The sequence below is a fragment of the Bacteroides sp. An269 genome, assembly GCF_002159755.1.
GTDB classification, from domain to species: domain Bacteria; phylum Bacteroidota; class Bacteroidia; order Bacteroidales; family Bacteroidaceae; genus Phocaeicola; species Phocaeicola intestinalis.
The window spans coordinates 127,374-141,937 of the sequence record NZ_NFJG01000001.1 but is presented as its reverse complement, the minus strand read 5'-3'; the positions used below and the strand labels follow the sequence as shown (position 1 = coordinate 141,937).

21 protein-coding genes and 1 pseudogene are annotated in these 14,564 nt (G+C 44.6%); 2 read left to right on the top strand and 20 right to left on the bottom strand.

The genetic code is table 11. From position 1 onward, the window contains the following. Positions 1-62 precede the first annotated feature (62 nt). Positions 63-344 (top strand): hypothetical protein, encoded by a 282-nt coding sequence (locus B5F71_RS00805; RefSeq protein ID WP_087207063.1) that lies wholly within the window; start codon positions 63-65, stop codon positions 342-344. Further along, positions 337-1,209, top strand: coding sequence for a phage antirepressor KilAC domain-containing protein (locus B5F71_RS00800; protein WP_087207061.1), 873 nt, complete (start codon positions 337-339; stop codon positions 1,207-1,209). The genes B5F71_RS00805 and B5F71_RS00800 overlap by 8 nt, the downstream gene beginning before the upstream one ends. A 335-nt stretch (positions 1,210-1,544) precedes the next feature. Here the strand turns inward: B5F71_RS00800 and B5F71_RS00795 are convergent, their stop codons facing one another. The 20 genes and pseudogenes from B5F71_RS00795 to B5F71_RS00710 all read right to left on the bottom strand — a co-directional run bounded on the left by B5F71_RS00795 (position 1,545) and on the right by B5F71_RS00710 (position 14,563). Then, positions 1,545-3,116 carry a hypothetical protein gene (locus B5F71_RS00795; protein WP_241148520.1) on the bottom strand — a complete coding sequence of 524 codons (1,572 nt, stop codon included), beginning with the start codon at positions 3,114-3,116 and terminating at the stop codon, positions 1,545-1,547. A 182-nt stretch (positions 3,117-3,298) separates the two neighbouring features. Beyond that, positions 3,299-3,589 (bottom strand): hypothetical protein, encoded by a 291-nt coding sequence (locus B5F71_RS00790; protein ID WP_241148519.1) that lies wholly within the window; start codon positions 3,587-3,589, stop codon positions 3,299-3,301. Then, on the bottom strand, positions 3,589-5,013 hold the full coding sequence (locus tag B5F71_RS00785) for a phage portal protein (RefSeq protein WP_087207059.1): 1,425 nt from the start codon (positions 5,011-5,013) through the stop codon (positions 3,589-3,591). Before B5F71_RS00785 ends, B5F71_RS00790 begins: the two co-directional genes overlap by 1 nt. A gap of 11 nt (positions 5,014-5,024) precedes the next feature. Next, entirely contained in the window at positions 5,025-6,458 is a 1,434-nt protein-coding gene (locus B5F71_RS00780; protein ID WP_087207057.1) for a phage terminase large subunit, read from the bottom strand. Then, complete coding sequence (locus tag B5F71_RS00775; protein ID WP_087207055.1) at positions 6,445-6,987, bottom strand: hypothetical protein; 543 nt, start codon at positions 6,985-6,987, stop codon at positions 6,445-6,447. The genes B5F71_RS00780 and B5F71_RS00775 overlap by 14 nt, the downstream gene beginning before the upstream one ends. Positions 6,988-7,037: 50 nt before the next feature. Next, positions 7,038-7,439 (bottom strand): hypothetical protein, encoded by a 402-nt coding sequence (locus B5F71_RS00770; RefSeq protein WP_087207053.1) that lies wholly within the window; start codon positions 7,437-7,439, stop codon positions 7,038-7,040. Positions 7,440-7,523: 84 nt separating this feature from the next. Beyond that, a complete protein-coding gene (locus B5F71_RS00765) occupies positions 7,524-7,754 on the bottom strand; it encodes a hypothetical protein (protein WP_087207051.1) in 231 nt (76 codons plus the stop codon). Between the two features lie 30 nt (positions 7,755-7,784). Continuing rightward, entirely contained in the window at positions 7,785-8,390 is a 606-nt protein-coding gene (locus B5F71_RS00760; protein ID WP_087207049.1) for a hypothetical protein, read from the bottom strand. Positions 8,391-8,395: 5 nt separating this feature from the next. Beyond that, positions 8,396-9,496, bottom strand: coding sequence for a DUF4417 domain-containing protein (locus B5F71_RS00755; RefSeq protein WP_087207046.1), 1,101 nt, complete (start codon positions 9,494-9,496; stop codon positions 8,396-8,398). Then, positions 9,486-9,923, bottom strand: coding sequence for a hypothetical protein (locus tag B5F71_RS00750; protein WP_087207044.1), 438 nt, complete (start codon positions 9,921-9,923; stop codon positions 9,486-9,488). The genes B5F71_RS00755 and B5F71_RS00750 overlap by 11 nt, the downstream gene beginning before the upstream one ends. Before the next feature lie 80 nt (positions 9,924-10,003). Continuing rightward, entirely contained in the window at positions 10,004-10,441 is a 438-nt protein-coding gene (locus B5F71_RS00745) for a hypothetical protein (protein ID WP_087207042.1), read from the bottom strand. Further along, positions 10,438-10,830, bottom strand: a complete 393-nt coding sequence (locus B5F71_RS00740; protein WP_087207040.1) for a hypothetical protein — start codon at positions 10,828-10,830, stop codon at positions 10,438-10,440. The genes B5F71_RS00745 and B5F71_RS00740 overlap by 4 nt, the downstream gene beginning before the upstream one ends. Before the next feature lies 1 nt (position 10,831). Further along, complete coding sequence (locus B5F71_RS00735) at positions 10,832-11,158, bottom strand: hypothetical protein (RefSeq protein ID WP_087207038.1); 327 nt, start codon at positions 11,156-11,158, stop codon at positions 10,832-10,834. 2 nt (positions 11,159-11,160) lie between these two features. Next, complete coding sequence (locus B5F71_RS00730; protein WP_087207036.1) at positions 11,161-11,733, bottom strand: 3'-5' exonuclease; 573 nt, start codon at positions 11,731-11,733, stop codon at positions 11,161-11,163. Between the two features lie 2 nt (positions 11,734-11,735). Continuing rightward, the gene (locus B5F71_RS00725) at positions 11,736-12,542 is read right to left on the bottom strand and encodes a ParB/RepB/Spo0J family partition protein (RefSeq protein ID WP_087207034.1); all 807 of its coding nucleotides are present in this window, start codon (positions 12,540-12,542) and stop codon (positions 11,736-11,738) included. 134 nt (positions 12,543-12,676) lie between these two features. Then, complete coding sequence (locus B5F71_RS20630) at positions 12,677-12,853, bottom strand: hypothetical protein (RefSeq protein WP_164488559.1); 177 nt, start codon at positions 12,851-12,853, stop codon at positions 12,677-12,679. Between the two features lie 318 nt (positions 12,854-13,171). After that, positions 13,172-13,438 (bottom strand): hypothetical protein, encoded by a 267-nt coding sequence (locus tag B5F71_RS00720; protein WP_087207032.1) that lies wholly within the window; start codon positions 13,436-13,438, stop codon positions 13,172-13,174. Between the two features lie 4 nt (positions 13,439-13,442). Further along, positions 13,443-13,892 (bottom strand): hypothetical protein, encoded by a 450-nt coding sequence (locus B5F71_RS00715; RefSeq protein ID WP_087207030.1) that lies wholly within the window; start codon positions 13,890-13,892, stop codon positions 13,443-13,445. Positions 13,893-13,917: 25 nt separating this feature from the next. Continuing rightward, positions 13,918-14,082 (bottom strand): hypothetical protein, encoded by a 165-nt coding sequence (locus B5F71_RS20625; RefSeq protein ID WP_021927482.1) that lies wholly within the window; start codon positions 14,080-14,082, stop codon positions 13,918-13,920. Then, a pseudogene (locus B5F71_RS00710) lies at positions 14,079-14,563 on the bottom strand (DNA N-6-adenine-methyltransferase). Before B5F71_RS00710 ends, B5F71_RS20625 begins: the two are co-directional and overlap by 4 nt. Position 14,564: the final 1 nt, after the last annotated feature.

Sequence of the window (14,564 nt, the reverse complement as noted above, 5' to 3'; positions counted from 1 at the left end):
TGTAGAGCAACGGGAAAGATGGAAGCCGTTTTTCATTTTCCCACTAACAGACTTTATAAGTTATGCTCAAATCTACACAAGAAGGTCTGGAAGTGAAAAACAGTAACAACCAGACAGGGACAGTCCACCAAACGGACTATTGCAAAGAAATTGAGGAATCCATACAGGCTGCACTCAACTTGCAGAAGCGCATTTACGATCTCTTTGAAATGCCGTTCATTGCCGATTTGTTCAACAATGAAATCCGAAGAACGGAGCAATGTACGATTGAAATTCTGGAAGATCTTGCCCCCATTATGGGGTATGCTGTTATCAACGCTAAAAGGGACACTAACAATGGATAACAGCAAGACATTTATCTACGAGGGTAGCCCCGTCACATTCCAGATAGGAGAGGCTACAATGGTTAACGCTACGGAAATGGCTAAGCCTTTCGGAAAGCAACCCGTGTTTTGGCTCAATAACCAATACACTAAAGGCTTTTTGAAAGAATTAGCCGAACTTAGAAATTTAAGTTCGGCTGATTTAGTGAGAGTTATAAAGGGTGGAAACGATAAAAACGCACAAGGCACATGGCTTCACGAAGATGTTGCGTTAGAGTTCGCCCGTTGGCTCAGTCCCCAATTCGCCATTTGGTGCAACGATCGTATTAAAGAGTTGATGAAGTACGGAGTAACAGCCACGCCCCAGACCATAGACAGCGTGCTTGCCGACCCGGACAATGCGATACGGCTTCTTACGGCACTGAAAGAGGAACGCAAGGCACTGAAAGCCGCCAACAAACAGATTGCCGTGCTGGAAGATCAGAAGAAAGCCTACCATTCCGAAAACCGCCGCTTGCTGAAACTGAAAGACAGACAGGATGAAATCATGCGTGAACAAGCCCCGTTGGTGGAGTATGCGCAAAACGTGCTTGACAGCTACGACACGTTTACTTCCACGCAGATAGCAAAGGAACTCGGCATGAGCGCACAAGCCTTGCACAAGCTGCTCAACGATGCCGGGGTGATGTTCAAGCATGGCAGCCAGTGGTTTCTGTATGCCAAGTACCAAGCAAAAGGATTTGTAAAGACACGTGAACACACCTACCAGCGCAAGGACGGGCGCACGGGGTTGTTCCTTACGACCGTATGGACGGAAGCCGGGCGGATGTTCGTGCGTAGGGTGGTGCAACTGAAACGCTCCATGACCAATCCACCAACGGAATAATCTTCCTAATGGCAGAACATGAAAAAAGGCAGGGGAAGCGATTCCCTTGCCTTTGTTTAACTGCTGGTGGTGCGAATAATGCACGGGCGCAACGGTAAATGCCCGTGTCGGTCACAAAGATAGTGAATATTTCCACAAGAATTTGCTTAGGCGGAAATAAATGCCTATTTTTGCAATACCATAAAGCCTTGATGCCGATAGGCTTCAAACAATTATCGGACAGAACTGTCTCCCACGTTTGGCGCAAGCCTTACCCCAGTATTCGGGAGCTTCCGAAAGGAAGTGGTGGCAGTCGGATCTCCTCTTCACCCCGGCATTTGTCGGGGTGTCGTATTTTATAGCTCGAACACTTCATTTTCCCTACCCGTAAAGAAATACATGACCTTGTACCCCATCTTTTTCAGCTTATAGAGTTTCGTGTGAATGGCTTCCGTCTCATTGTCGAACTGGAATATCACGATGTCAGCACCTTGTTCCCTAACCGCTTCTTTGGCATGGCGTTCTATGTTGTTCGCACTGGATAGCCTTTTCAAATCCGCCTTTGTCCCGTCTATGGTTATATCGGGTGAACTCACGCCCGGCACTTCTTCCAGCATCTCTATCTGATACCCCTTTTGAGCCAGCACCCGGCACATGGCAACCTCCTTGTCATACTTCGCCTTTTCGTTCTTGTTCCTTTTGGAGTTCTCGTAACGGGTGGAGTGGGCAACAAGGAAACCGCCCGTATCATAATACCACATCCGCCGCCACTGGCTCCCATACGAATTGTACTTCACTACGGGTACTTCCTTGTTGTCCCTCAAAAAGTAGGGCAATGTGCCTTTGGCTTTTGCAGCCCTTATGCGCTCATCGTTATTTTTCACCCACTCTGTAAACTGGCGTGGCACTTCCTTAACCTCATTCTCGCTGTTTTCAAGTGTAGCGTTCTCATCCTCCAGAAGTTTATCCAGCATCTTTTCTATTTCCTCATCCTTTGCCAGCACTGGCACTTGGTAGCACCTACAGTTAGGATGCCAGCCCGTCCATTTGAAAGTTTTGGGATAGATGCCTTTCAGATCATCGCAAATATCATGTACGGGGTGGTTGTTGCTCAACTTGATTTCAATGCCCACCACAAAATCCAGTTGTCCCCAACGGGTAAAGTCGGCAGTTCTGTAGGCTATGTTCGTTTCAGTCCGGGCAAGCCTTTGGGCATTCCGATATGAGGAACGGTAAACACCTTTGCCGGGGTGATACTTCTTCGGATCATCATCCACCCATTTGTATGTTTCTGTTGTCTGGTCGTACACCCTGCGTTTCCATTTCCTGCCATAGATAGGATTTCCGTTCTCATCTTCTCCGATCTTCACACGGAAACGCCTATACCATCTATCCGGGTCGTTCAGATACTCTTTGATTTTGGTAGCAAGTCTGTTGGCTGGTATTCCCTCACCAATGGCAAGATCCAAAGTCTTTTCAAGCTCTTCTTTGTACATTCCCGTGTACTTCCATACCTTTTGCGATAGGTTTAAGCCGTCCTTTGTCTTTCGGGCAAAGAAAGCATCCATAGCCTCCATGTTGCGGAGAAAGAACCGGGCAAAGTGGTTATCCTCTATAGAGCGTTCACCAAACACACTTTTAACCAAAGCATCATTATTTTCATTGGATAAAAGCCACTCCTTTTGTACGCTGTTTCGGATCGTCTGGTAAGTCTGGCTGTACATATTGCGAAGTATGGGCGTAACATCTTCACTGTAGCCATACTCCGAAAAGGAAAACGGCTTACCATCTTCAAGCTCCGTGCCTTTCACAAGCTCAATGATTTTACCCAGTGAATCAAGATAGATCTTACGCACTTCGGCAGCATACCCCTCTGTGCGCTTGAACAACTCCTGCTGTAGCTTCTTTTCGTTTATGTACTTCGCCATACTGTTTTACCCTTTCTTTTGGAAATGTTCGCACCAGTCACTATCCAGAAACTTTGAATACTTGTGGAATGGGCATTTGCACAAAAACGGCTCACCTTTCCAGTTCAATTCATGGTAGCTGTGTGAGTGCTTGCAATCCCTACAATGGTACTTCAATTCGGATCGTTTCAGTTTCTTTGCCATCACTCATCATCATTTAGAAAACTATCCAACAATTCCTTTTTTGTCCCGAAACAGGCACATTCGTTGTGGTGGTAAACGGGATCTTTATCACCAGCACAACGGTATTCTTTGCGCTGTATCTCTACATACCAAACTTTGGTATATAATTCACCTGAAAGAATACCACAAGTACCGGGAATAGTCCCCCCTTTTACTTCTACCTCTATTCCGTCAATACGGATCTTCTCCGGCTTGTTATCACGCATGATCCAAACCTCATCGCCAACATTATATTTTGTCCGTATTTCCATTATTCGCCCTCCCCAAATACATCAGTTCTGTTTAGTGCCATTTGTCGCTCCAGTGCTTCGGCTTGCTCCTTGCTTATTTGCTCGTATTCCTTTTGTGCATTCTTAACAAGGTAGGAAAGTTCCAGAGTGGACTGCAAAGAGAGTGCGCCAGCCCCATACTGTTTCAGAACATCGGCAAGCATTTCGCTCACATCATCACCGAAAGGCTCTTGAAACTCGTGCGTCAGCTTCAATGCCTCATACTTGGATTTGTTCTTATAGTCAAGCACATTTCCCATGATCGAAAGCATGATACTTCCGTGCCTGTTCATGTAATCATCGTGGGTTTCCTTGCGTTTCTCTGCCTTGATAACAGCCAGAAGCATAACCTTTCGGATAGCCTTTGCGGAAAGGTTGCCCAGATTCTTCATGTTGTCAAAGTCAATGTTTGGCGTGAACGACTTGGAAAGAATGTGCTTATCCAGACGCTCATACTCGTTAGCCTTGCTCTGTGAGGCTTGATCCCATGTAAGATACTCTATTTTTCCACCGTCTTTGAGGATAAACAACTTAGCCTCATCCTCTGACTTTGGCAAAGAATTGAGGATTTCAGCCGTTGCCACCATAGCCGGGTTTGCAAAACGATCGTTCACATCTGCATCCGTGCTTTCCAATGATTCCGACCGCTCGATCATTGCTTGTACTCCTGCGTGTTCCACCTCTTGCTCAAACAGAAGCACTGGTATTTTACCAACAGGGTTTTGAAGCACCGCAACCTCCCATCCGATATTTCCACGCTTTGCCCGGTATATGGTATCGGCTGTGTAAATATCCACATGGTAAACCGTCCTATTCCCTGCCTCTGTCAGATAGTAGCCCCACGCAAAGGCTTTGAGTTTCCTATACTGATCCTTTACGGTGTAAATATCATCGCCATTCTTCTTGCAAAGCACATTAAGCAAAAGACGTGGGTTATCCTCTTTGTCCCTATACACATGGTAGAGTATAGCCGCTGATCCCTCCGATCCAGCCGCTCTTTTGGCTTCCCTTACACGGGCATTGAAGTGGACTTCATCATTCAGGTTTTTATAATTCTCAAATGCTTCATCCGTCCCCTCTGAAAGTTGCCCCCATTTTACTGGTCTGCCATAGAGGAACACCAAAGCAATTTCATTGATAAACTGCTGGTAGGGGATAGGAATTTTCCACCTCTTGCTCCAGCGTAAGAAATTGCCTTTCTTATCGTACACCGCACGATCCTTTCTTTCCATTATCTTGTGGCTGCTTACCTCGTAATCTCTTAGATTCTTGGCAGCGACAATGGAATGATCGTGCATCATCGTTAAGGCTCTTGATACATCCTTTGCATCCAAAAGCTCCGTCAAGCTCTGCTGGTAGCCAACAGCCGCTTTCACTTGGTTTGTCAGTACATTGAATAATCCCATATTATTTGAATTTACCCGGTTAAACCTAATCTCCGTTCTATATCGTCTGGTATCTCATACTCGTTGTAATCAAACCACGATCGCATGAGCATCATATCCCGCCAGTCCGGGGAACATCCCAAATCCTCTTTGATAGCCTCCTTTGGTTTCAGCTTCAAACTTCCGTCATCGTCAGGCTTCCATGTTTGCAGTTGTTCAAGTTCCCTCGCTATCTGCTCTTTGTCCGCTTGACTTACCAGATCCTCATTTATTCCCACATCAGAAGCGTTGATATGTTCCGCCAGTTTATAGCCGCATTGTGCTTGCAAGTTCTGGTAGTTCTCATCTTTCAAAGCACGGCTGTTGTTCACAAATCCCTGTATGTTGCAACTATCCACAACACCACCGCCCACACCGTCCTCATCCACAATACACCGATAGTTTGGTATTCGGTATTTCTTCTGGCATCGGATAATGTACGCCTGTATGTCTGTAGTCTTGCTTACCGGGAAACTCTTTAGGTCTATGATATTCCACCCATCCCATACGGCTATCCTCGCATAGTCAGCACCGAAACGGGCAATATCGCCAGTGAGGTAGTGAGTGCCTGTTTTCTTGGCTATCCTATTCCCAAATATCGCCATGATAGCATCATAGGAACAAAGGGAATTGGGGTTATCGTCATACTCCCAGTTACCCTTAAACAGACGCTCGAACTTCACTTTGTCAGAGGTCGTTTTCAATCCCTCTATGTAGTCAGGATCTATAAACGGATTCTCTTGCACAAGGCACGAAATGTAATACTTGTATTCTGGAAGTTTCCCTGTAGTGAAAGGCTTGTAGAACAAATCATACATCCAATTCTTCTTGGGGTTGCAAGTGATAAACAGTTTTCGCCTTAGTCCGTATTCCTCATTCTTGAAACGCCCAACACGGGTTTTAAGAGTATCATAAGCACCGAAGTTTACTTCTCCGCCCTCTTCAATCCAACCGCCCGTGAACTCAATAGATCCGTAACGCTCATACAAAGGATCACCCGGCTTGTATTGCAGATCCAGAAAGTCAATTCGTGATCCATTGTAAAACTCAATGTAGTTAAGGTTGGCATTGTATTTATACAGCGATTCATGCACACCGAAACGGGCGCACACTTGGTAGAATGTTATCAGTGTGGATTGGGTTATGCGCTTCAACTCCGCTCGCCCTATAAACCATTTTGTGCCGGGATAGCAAAGACACATGAAGATAAGCCATGCCGCACCAGTCCACGACTTAGCACCACCAGCCGCACCACCATACAAGATTTCAACGTGTTCTGTATCGGTAAGAATGCGCAAAGCATCAGCCTGTTTGTCGTGCCTCTTACCGTCACGGCAAACAATGAAGTCAAAACAGCCACGCTTGAACAACTCAATCTTGACTGCAAGCCCCATCGGTACTGTTATCGCCTTGCTACTTCTTGCCATCTTTCTTCATGCTGATCTTTTCAAGTAAGGAATTGTATTGCAATAGTTCCTCCGTACTCAATGCGGACAAATCCACATTGTTTGTTGTCGTTACTTGGGCATTCACATCGCCCTCAATGGGCTGTGTGGCTTTCCCAAACAGATACTCAATGATCCAACGGATCGTGTAGCTTTCCCCCTTTGATGTTTCCCTGTTGATAGCCTGCGATAGCGCAACAAACACTTGGCTTATCACTTCATCCTTGCTTAGAGCATCTGGAGTTTCTCCATTCCGTATTTGTTCCGCTATCTTCTTCATGTCATTGTTGAGCGATAGGTTTAGGGCTGTTGTCTGCCTTATATCCACACTCAATAGCGACTGGAGCAAATCAATAATCTGGCTTTGGGTAAATGTCCCATTGGAAGCCAGATTTATTCCGTACTTCTTTTTCAGTATGGAAAATATCTTTGGCTTCCTGCCGGGGTTTTCAGGCTGGTTGTCTTTCGTGAACCTGTTACCCTTTGAATTACCCTTTTCAAATCTTGCCATTTCTCAACTTCTCCGTTGTTTTCCCGTTGTTTTCTCATTCCACAGACGGGTTAGCCATTCAACAATTCTTTCCTCTTTTTCTCTGCTTCTTCGTATGTCTTTGCCACAACCAAACAATCCGTTTCGCTGTACTCCTTACCCTCCTTATCCAGATAGATAGCTTCAATGGTAGTATCTACACTACCCATCACCGTTTCATATCCGCTAAAGCTGGTTGTTACCTTGTAGCCCTTTGTCAGTACCGGGAAAGCCTCTTTGCTCGCATCTGTCACAATATGGTTTTCTACTCCTACTTTCAGGCTGTCACTAACAAGGAATAGGGGCAACTCCCTTACTACCTCCTTGATCTTATCGTACAATGTGGCTTCAACGCTTCCGGCTTCTTCTACGCCTTGCGTGGAAATTTCCACATCGGAAAAATTCTTCTGCATACTGAAACTCATTTTAATCATAGCAATCTGTGTTTATTGAACACACTATAAAGCCAAAAGAAAATCGGATATAGTTTACCCGATTCTCTTTCTCATTCGGTCTGCTTAGGCATTCTCCTGCTCTTGGTACTTCTTCCAATACCAATCTATCAAGTCATTGCCTTGCGCTTCCAGTTCGTCATAAGCATCTTCTTCATCCAGAAGATCGTTTGCTTTGTCAATTACTCCCATGAGCAACTGTTGCTGCTCTTCGGTGGCACTATGCACCTCAATTTCTCCGTTGAGTTGCTGGCGGATCACCTCAATTTCTTTTTCTGTAAGTTCAATCTTTTTCATATTCAATATCTTTAGACGTTACAAAAATACTCATAATTTGTACTTCTTGGCTATGTTCTTAACCGCTGCTGTGTATTTGTCGGACTTTCCATGTATGGCTTTCGTCACCGTTTCAGCCCAGAACTCACTTACATTGGTTGCGGCATACTTACCATAGCCGGACTTCTTTTTATCCTTACGCCATTGGGTGTATAGCTTGTTGATCTCCTTTCCTGCCGCCTTTTGCTTTGCACCCGTCATGTGCTGATTCCATGTTGCGTGTGCCAGTTCGTGTGTCACTGTGTGCGCAATAGGCTTGTTTGTCTTGGTACTCCATCCGCTTGCATATCCTTTCCTATGCGAAGCCTCGATAGCACTTCTTGACTGGTTGAAATGAGCCTTGTTAAGATACACGCCATCAGACTTGCCATTAGCCGTTACATGAACTCCGTATGTTCCTGCTGGCAGATCCGCCAACTTCACACTACGCTGCCTTACACCCAGTACGGCATGGTATCTGGAAATGGCTTCTTTGGTCGCTTTGTACACCGCTGGATCTTTCATGTTCACCAACGGCTCTACATTTGAAACTTTACCCTTGAAAGTGGCATCGCCCGGCTGTAAGCCTCCACGTGTTCCGCTTGAATTTCTTCCCATATTCGCTACTTCTTTTTTGCGTTTATAAAATCGGTTACATACAGTAGCCCGTGTTTCCGGCAAAACGCTTGTACATCCTTACCGCCTCCATAAACAAGTAGGTTAGGCTTTTCAAGCCCGGAAATCTCTTGTGCTACTTGGAGATCCGATTTAAGGCTTTCCATCCATCCGTCCAGCCCACGAGTGGCGAAAGCATTATATCCTTTCGGAATCCCCATTTTGTTGTACTCTATGAATTTGTGAGATACATTCAAATCAGCATACACCCTTATACCGCACTCTTGGAAGTAACGGGATAACCACCGTTTTTTGTAGATGAGTTGCAAGCCCCACGCTATAGGTGTCTGGTCGTGGCAACTACAATTCGGCTCTACCACAGCTTTGCAGCCACTTGCAAGCAAGTTGATCGGATCTTTGAAAAGAGCCTCAAACCTGTAATCATCCACATAGAAATGATAGGTGGCTACATCTTTCCTCAAACGGCTGTTTGCACCCCACGGAGATAACGGCAACTCCAGTTTTCCGGCTTGCATTTCCAGAAGCAAGTTGGGGATCTCAAAAATGTTGTCGCTCTCATACAAAACATCTTTGAACATGGAGCGGTAGAAAGCCTCTTTGTCGTTTGCCTCTTCGCTTCCATCCTCTTGCTCATCGCTCGCTGCCTCATCTTCCGGCTCATCCTCTTCAACCGCTTTCTTCTTTGACTTCTTAGGCTCTGCATCCTCCGGGATAGTCAGACCTATAAAGCTGAAATCGGTATCTTTCCAGACATCATCCACTTGCAATGCGTTGAAATCCCATTCTCCGTTATTGATATTGTCCCGGAGAATGATATTCTTTTCCTCATCCTCCGTAAGATCCGAATAGACAACGGTAGGGACTTCTTTCAGCTTCAATTTCTTAGCCGCTTTCAAACGCTGGTTTCCTGCTATCACAACCAGTTTGCCCGTCCGGTCGGATAGCGTAATAGGTCGGTGCTTCCAGAATCCGTAAATCTTGATACTATCCACAAGCCGATCCATATCGGCTTTCTTGATAGTCCTCGGATTGGATTCCAAAAGCACCATTTCCGACAAAGGGCGATATGTAATCTCGCTACACTTCATCCTCTGCCTCCTTTTCCTCGTTATCTTCCGTTTCCTCAACCTCACTCACTGGCAGATTATCCAGATACTGATCCAGCCCTATAGATTTGCGGAAACGCTCTACAATCCGGCACGGTATGATATATCTACGCTTCCTCATGTATAGGAAACGGCTGTTATCCGACACATCTACGCCAACAGCATAGAACTTGCCACGATAGGACAAAGGCAAAGGCAGTTTGTCATAGATAAAGACACGGTTTTCCTCAACCTTTGAAATGGTCGCTTTCCTGTTATATTCGTTGTTCAGGTAAATGTACATCACATCACCTTGCTTCATATTGTCGGCTGGCATCCACTTGTTTACAAGGTAGCCGCCCCAATTATGCAACACAAACAGAACGCCAACTATCACGGCAAACACGATAAGAACATCAATTATAAGCATAGCTTTCAATTTACTTGGTTAATGATACAAAGATATGAATTTATGTGTTTACTAAACACACTTTTAAGCATAAAAATAGCCTAATAACCGAAAACAAGCATAGCCGCATCCCTGCCATGCTCATTTGTCTGCTTTCCCCACCCGGTATATCGCTTGAAAGTTTCCTGTTTGAGCTTGGTTACATTCCTTTTAGGGGCAACCATTTCAAACTCAACTCCCAGATCTTTCAGGTAATCTTCCCAGATAGAGGCATCACGCTTCACCGATCCAACACCTTGCAGCCGTTTCCTTTCCTCTTCCCTTGACATCCTTTCAGTGCCGAACCAGTTTCTTTGCCTCGGATCTTCCACCCTCACAAACACCTTATCGCCTACAGCCACATATTCATCACGCAAGGATCGGACATTTTCCATTGCCTTATGAATGGGCAAAGAAGTCACCATAAGTAGGGATCGCTGCTTGCTGTCCCAAACAGCGAATCCCGTATGTACGCCTGTATCTATCCCAATACAAATCATTCCGCTACTTCGTTTTCTTGATTGTTGGGAATCTCATACAATATCACGCCTTTCATTTCACTTGCATCCTTTCTTGGTGCATACAGTTGCGCCATCAAAAGGTTGTCCGGCAAAAACTTGTAGCGTATTTCCTTGATAAGCGGCAAGCCTATAGGAACTTCGCTCATCATGTGCAAAGTCCAGAGGTCGTTTTCCTTTCTCACGCTTACTATAGCGGACTTGTAGAGGAATGTACCCGTCTTGTATTCTCCGTACTCATCGGAACACTCCGCTTCTTTTTGTGCCGTTTCTTCCAGCATCTTAATGAATCCGGCATTAAGCCTTTTCTTCCGTTTCGCCCAGTATTCCGGGTAGATAACTCTTGCTTTCTTGGTTCCGTCAGTTTTCATATCATTCTTGGGTTTTAATTGATACTCTTATAGATGCTTTCGTTTCCACATCAACCAGATATTGAGCATACATATCCTTGTGTTCCTCTTGGAATCTGGTTTTGTCGAAATTCTTACGCTTGGACGGTGCAATGTAGGATATTCGTATTCTCTCATTCTCCGCTTTCTTCAGGTCGTGTGTTTGCATAAGCTCCAGCATACGATCCTGTAACTGCTTCTTACGCTCTTCCAGCCGGGTTATTTCAGCATCAACGGAAATATACTCATCCTGTAGTGCCAGAAGATCATCCGGCATCGGATCAAATGTTTTTTCTTTCTTCTTTGCCATAATCAGACTTTGTAAGGTGAAACAATATCGAATATCGCCTTGCATATCTCTATATCATAGAGCGCATCATGCAAGCGGTTGGAATCTACATCAATGCCCAGAAACTTTGCAACCGTCCCCTGCTTGAAATTCTCCATTTCCGCACGTCTGGCGGCAAGATACGGAGTGGCAAGCACCATCACATCTATAGAATTGCTCCAGAACCACGATCCGAAATACTTATCTTCATTCTGCACGAACCATGCACGGAGAAACTGGTTATCAAATGAGGCATTGTTGTACCCGGCAAGAAAGAACTTATCCTGCCTGTTGTACTTATCCACATACTTAGCCAGCATATCCACAAACTGCCTGTACACTTCGCCCATAGGTGGGTAAGCCATTATTTGCTCCTTTGTAACTCCTGCCACATCCAGAGCCTCTTGTGTAATATCGGCTTTCGGATTGGGTTGTACATGGAAATTGAAACTTTCACGGACTTCACCGTCAATTACTACCATACCGCTTATCTGGTGAATGCCGTGCCGATTTACCAGAGTGCCAGTAGTTTCCAAATCAAAAAATAATACTTTCATACTTACATCTTTTTATATTGTTTCATTGCTTGGTATAGGCTTTGTTCCTTATCCAGAAGCGTAATCAGCCGATCCACATCTACCATCTTTTCACCGTCCAGATATGCCCAGATACTACGCAAGGCATTGGCTACCGCCTTAGCCTCATTTGATTCTTTCAGGTGGGCTGTTACCTCTCTGTTGGTTGCAGTCTCTCTTCCTTGTTCCTTTGCCGCCTTAACAGCATTTTGAGCCGCTTTCACTTGATCCGATTCCGTTTCATAGCTTGAAGCAATCTCCCTTGCCGCTGTTATGGATAGCTCATTTCTCATAATCCGCTCTTGCAACTCCTTTGGAAGATCCAGAAGAGAAAGGCACTTGCTGATATATGCCGGGGACTTCTTGAATTTGTCCGCTATCTCCACCTGTGTATATCCGAACTCTTCTTTGAACCGCTGGAACATCAAAGCGCATTCATATTCAGTAAAACGCTTTCCCTCATTCCTCATCATCTGCTCTATGTACATATCCTCACGGCTCATTGTTGGCGGTCGCTTCAACGCTTTCACAAAGGGAATATCCGCACCCTCTGAAATGGCTATCATAGTGGCACGGAATCTGCGTTCACCATCTACCAGCCTGTATTTCTCATCACCGTTTTCATCCTTGAAAGCGATCACGGTTAAGGGATTCAGCACCCCTTTCGCCTTGATTTGCTCTTTCAATTCATCCAGATCAAAATCTCTACGGACATTGAAGCCATCTTCCACTACTATGTTTCGTGGATCAATCAGGAACACATCCGTTTTCTTTGTTGCATTATTTTTCATTCTACTTATTGTTTTGTTGGTAAAACTTACATGGTTTCTTTCTTGCTGTTATTCTCTTAGCCAGCTTGCAGCAATACATCTGACCTACTTTCGGATTACTCCAGAAGTGCTTACATTCGCTACAATGCCTATCGTCACTCATCGCTATCAAAGTATTCTTTGTTATCTTCCAGAAACTCTTCCAGCGCATCATCGCAAAACATACCATCACACGTTATTTCCGGGGTATGGTCTATTTCACCTCTACGCCACGGGCAATATGCGCATAGCTCTTCGCCCAGACTTTCTTTCAACTCTTCATTTCTATTCATATCTGCTACGGAATTTCCCACAGTTACATTTGAAGTGTGGCATTACACCTTTCGGATCTTCATAGCGTGTTCCTCCCTTAACATAGGAATGAGCCGTACAACAATAAGCCTTATAGCCTTTTCTAATCTCCAATAGCTTCATATAGGAGCAATTTTCACAAGTCTTATCCATATCAATAACCGAATATCATTCTAAAAACATAACTTACAGAGCCGGAATAAACCTCATTCCCCTTTGAAGCACGGATATGTTTGCCCAATGTGACAACCTTAAAACCACGCTCCTTAATCCGCTCAATCTTCCGCTCCTTATCCATATCAGCACACCTTGAAAGTATGAAACACAAGCGAACCACCGTACATTTGAAAAGTACCTATGTATTCCAGCCTGTCGCTGTCTTGAATTGTATGCCCTGTACCATGTACTCTGATATGTACTCTTTCTTTTTCAGCATTAGGATCAACCATTGCCCAAATGCAAGGAACACCATTTTGAGTTTGAACCGTCAGAATTTTTGCGCCAACTGGCATTTCGATATTCTGATCATCCGTTACTTCAATCCTGTATTTATAAATCTTCTTCATATTGTTAGTATCTAAAATCCGTAAAATGAATAACTACACCCTCAAACACATTATCCTTAGTGAAGAACCATGAAATGAAGTCCTCAACGCTCAAACCGTCATTCTTGGCTACCACTTCAATAGGCACTCTCTTATCATCAATCCAGATTTGAGGCACGGCATCGCTGCTGTCATAAGTCATTGTTATGCGTTGCAGTCCTATTTCCTCATACCTTGCAAACTCCCTTTGTTCGGAGTTATACGGTCTGCCAGTCCATTCCCTAACAGATAGGTACTTTCTGCCAGAGGAAATGCCCTTGTAACGCTCATCCCATACACCTTTTGCATTGTGCCGTATAGTGTGGATCTTCGTGCCATTTTTCAACTTGCTTTCAAATCCTGTAGGCACTCCGGCTTTCGGGTGTGTAGCCGGGAACTTTTTGCAGAGGGTAACTATAACTTTCTTCTTTTCCATTGCTAAATATGTTTATTGAACACACTTATTGAAACAAATTAGGCATATTGGGTGCTAAGTTGGATAACATATTATCCACCTTACGCTCCAGTTCCTTTGACTTTGCAAGGATCGCTTTATCTCTTGTCTTGAAATACTCCTTTTGGGCATTTCTCATTTCCTGTACAGTTTTTACAAATTCGTCCATCATTTCAGTTTTATGTATTTACCCGGTATATTTGACTTCTCCAGAGCTTCGGCATTGCTTTCTCCAAATGCAATAAGAACGCTTCCACATCCCGGACTATCGCCCTGTGTTCCATCTGGTCTGTAAAACTTGATCCTACCCCTCACAAACAGAATCGCACTTGCATTGGGGAAAATTAGATCTTGGAACATCTTGCTATCACACCTGTTGAAAAGCAATGCTATGCCGTTATTGTTAGCCACCATCTTCTCCACAAAACGCTCAATAAGAGGTCTTGAATAAGGAGGATTTAGCCATACTCTTACCCCCCCCACGAGGTTTTTAATCCGTCCTCTTGTGGCGTTATATGCCTTTTGGCGGTATTCCACAATCGGTTTGCCGGGGAACACGGATCGAGGTCAAATTCACCGAGTGAATCAATAATCCATTTCGGGGTGTACCATTCATCCGTTGTATTGGCGCATCTTTCAAAACTTGTATTCATA

Bases quoted from the DNA above. Each gene is read 5' to 3' on its own strand.
- B5F71_RS00805 (WP_087207063.1), top strand. From the start codon at position 63: ATGCTCAAATCTACACAAGAAGGTCTGGAAGTGAAAAACAGTAACAAC.
- B5F71_RS00800 (WP_087207061.1), top strand. From the start codon at position 337: ATGGATAACAGCAAGACATTTATCTACGAGGGTAGCCCCGTCACATTC.
- B5F71_RS00795 (WP_241148520.1), bottom strand. From the start codon at position 3,116: ATGGCGAAGTACATAAACGAAAAGAAGCTACAGCAGGAGTTGTTCAAG.
- B5F71_RS00790 (WP_241148519.1), bottom strand. From the start codon at position 3,589: ATGGAAATACGGACAAAATATAATGTTGGCGATGAGGTTTGGATCATG.
- B5F71_RS00785 (WP_087207059.1), bottom strand. From the start codon at position 5,013: ATGGGATTATTCAATGTACTGACAAACCAAGTGAAAGCGGCTGTTGGC.
- B5F71_RS00780 (WP_087207057.1), bottom strand. From the start codon at position 6,458: ATGGCAAGAAGTAGCAAGGCGATAACAGTACCGATGGGGCTTGCAGTC.
- B5F71_RS00775 (WP_087207055.1), bottom strand. From the start codon at position 6,987: ATGGCAAGATTTGAAAAGGGTAATTCAAAGGGTAACAGGTTCACGAAA.
- B5F71_RS00770 (WP_087207053.1), bottom strand. From the start codon at position 7,439: ATGATTAAAATGAGTTTCAGTATGCAGAAGAATTTTTCCGATGTGGAA.
- B5F71_RS00765 (WP_087207051.1), bottom strand. From the start codon at position 7,754: ATGAAAAAGATTGAACTTACAGAAAAAGAAATTGAGGTGATCCGCCAG.
- B5F71_RS00760 (WP_087207049.1), bottom strand. From the start codon at position 8,390: ATGGGAAGAAATTCAAGCGGAACACGTGGAGGCTTACAGCCGGGCGAT.
- B5F71_RS00755 (WP_087207046.1), bottom strand. From the start codon at position 9,496: ATGAAGTGTAGCGAGATTACATATCGCCCTTTGTCGGAAATGGTGCTT.
- B5F71_RS00750 (WP_087207044.1), bottom strand. From the start codon at position 9,923: ATGCTTATAATTGATGTTCTTATCGTGTTTGCCGTGATAGTTGGCGTT.
- B5F71_RS00745 (WP_087207042.1), bottom strand. From the start codon at position 10,441: ATGATTTGTATTGGGATAGATACAGGCGTACATACGGGATTCGCTGTT.
- B5F71_RS00740 (WP_087207040.1), bottom strand. From the start codon at position 10,830: ATGAAAACTGACGGAACCAAGAAAGCAAGAGTTATCTACCCGGAATAC.
- B5F71_RS00735 (WP_087207038.1), bottom strand. From the start codon at position 11,158: ATGGCAAAGAAGAAAGAAAAAACATTTGATCCGATGCCGGATGATCTT.
- B5F71_RS00730 (WP_087207036.1), bottom strand. From the start codon at position 11,733: ATGAAAGTATTATTTTTTGATTTGGAAACTACTGGCACTCTGGTAAAT.
- B5F71_RS00725 (WP_087207034.1), bottom strand. From the start codon at position 12,542: ATGAAAAATAATGCAACAAAGAAAACGGATGTGTTCCTGATTGATCCA.
- B5F71_RS20630 (WP_164488559.1), bottom strand. From the start codon at position 12,853: ATGAATAGAAATGAAGAGTTGAAAGAAAGTCTGGGCGAAGAGCTATGC.
- B5F71_RS00720 (WP_087207032.1), bottom strand. From the start codon at position 13,438: ATGAAGAAGATTTATAAATACAGGATTGAAGTAACGGATGATCAGAAT.
- B5F71_RS00715 (WP_087207030.1), bottom strand. From the start codon at position 13,892: ATGGAAAAGAAGAAAGTTATAGTTACCCTCTGCAAAAAGTTCCCGGCT.
- B5F71_RS20625 (WP_021927482.1), bottom strand. From the start codon at position 14,082: ATGATGGACGAATTTGTAAAAACTGTACAGGAAATGAGAAATGCCCAA.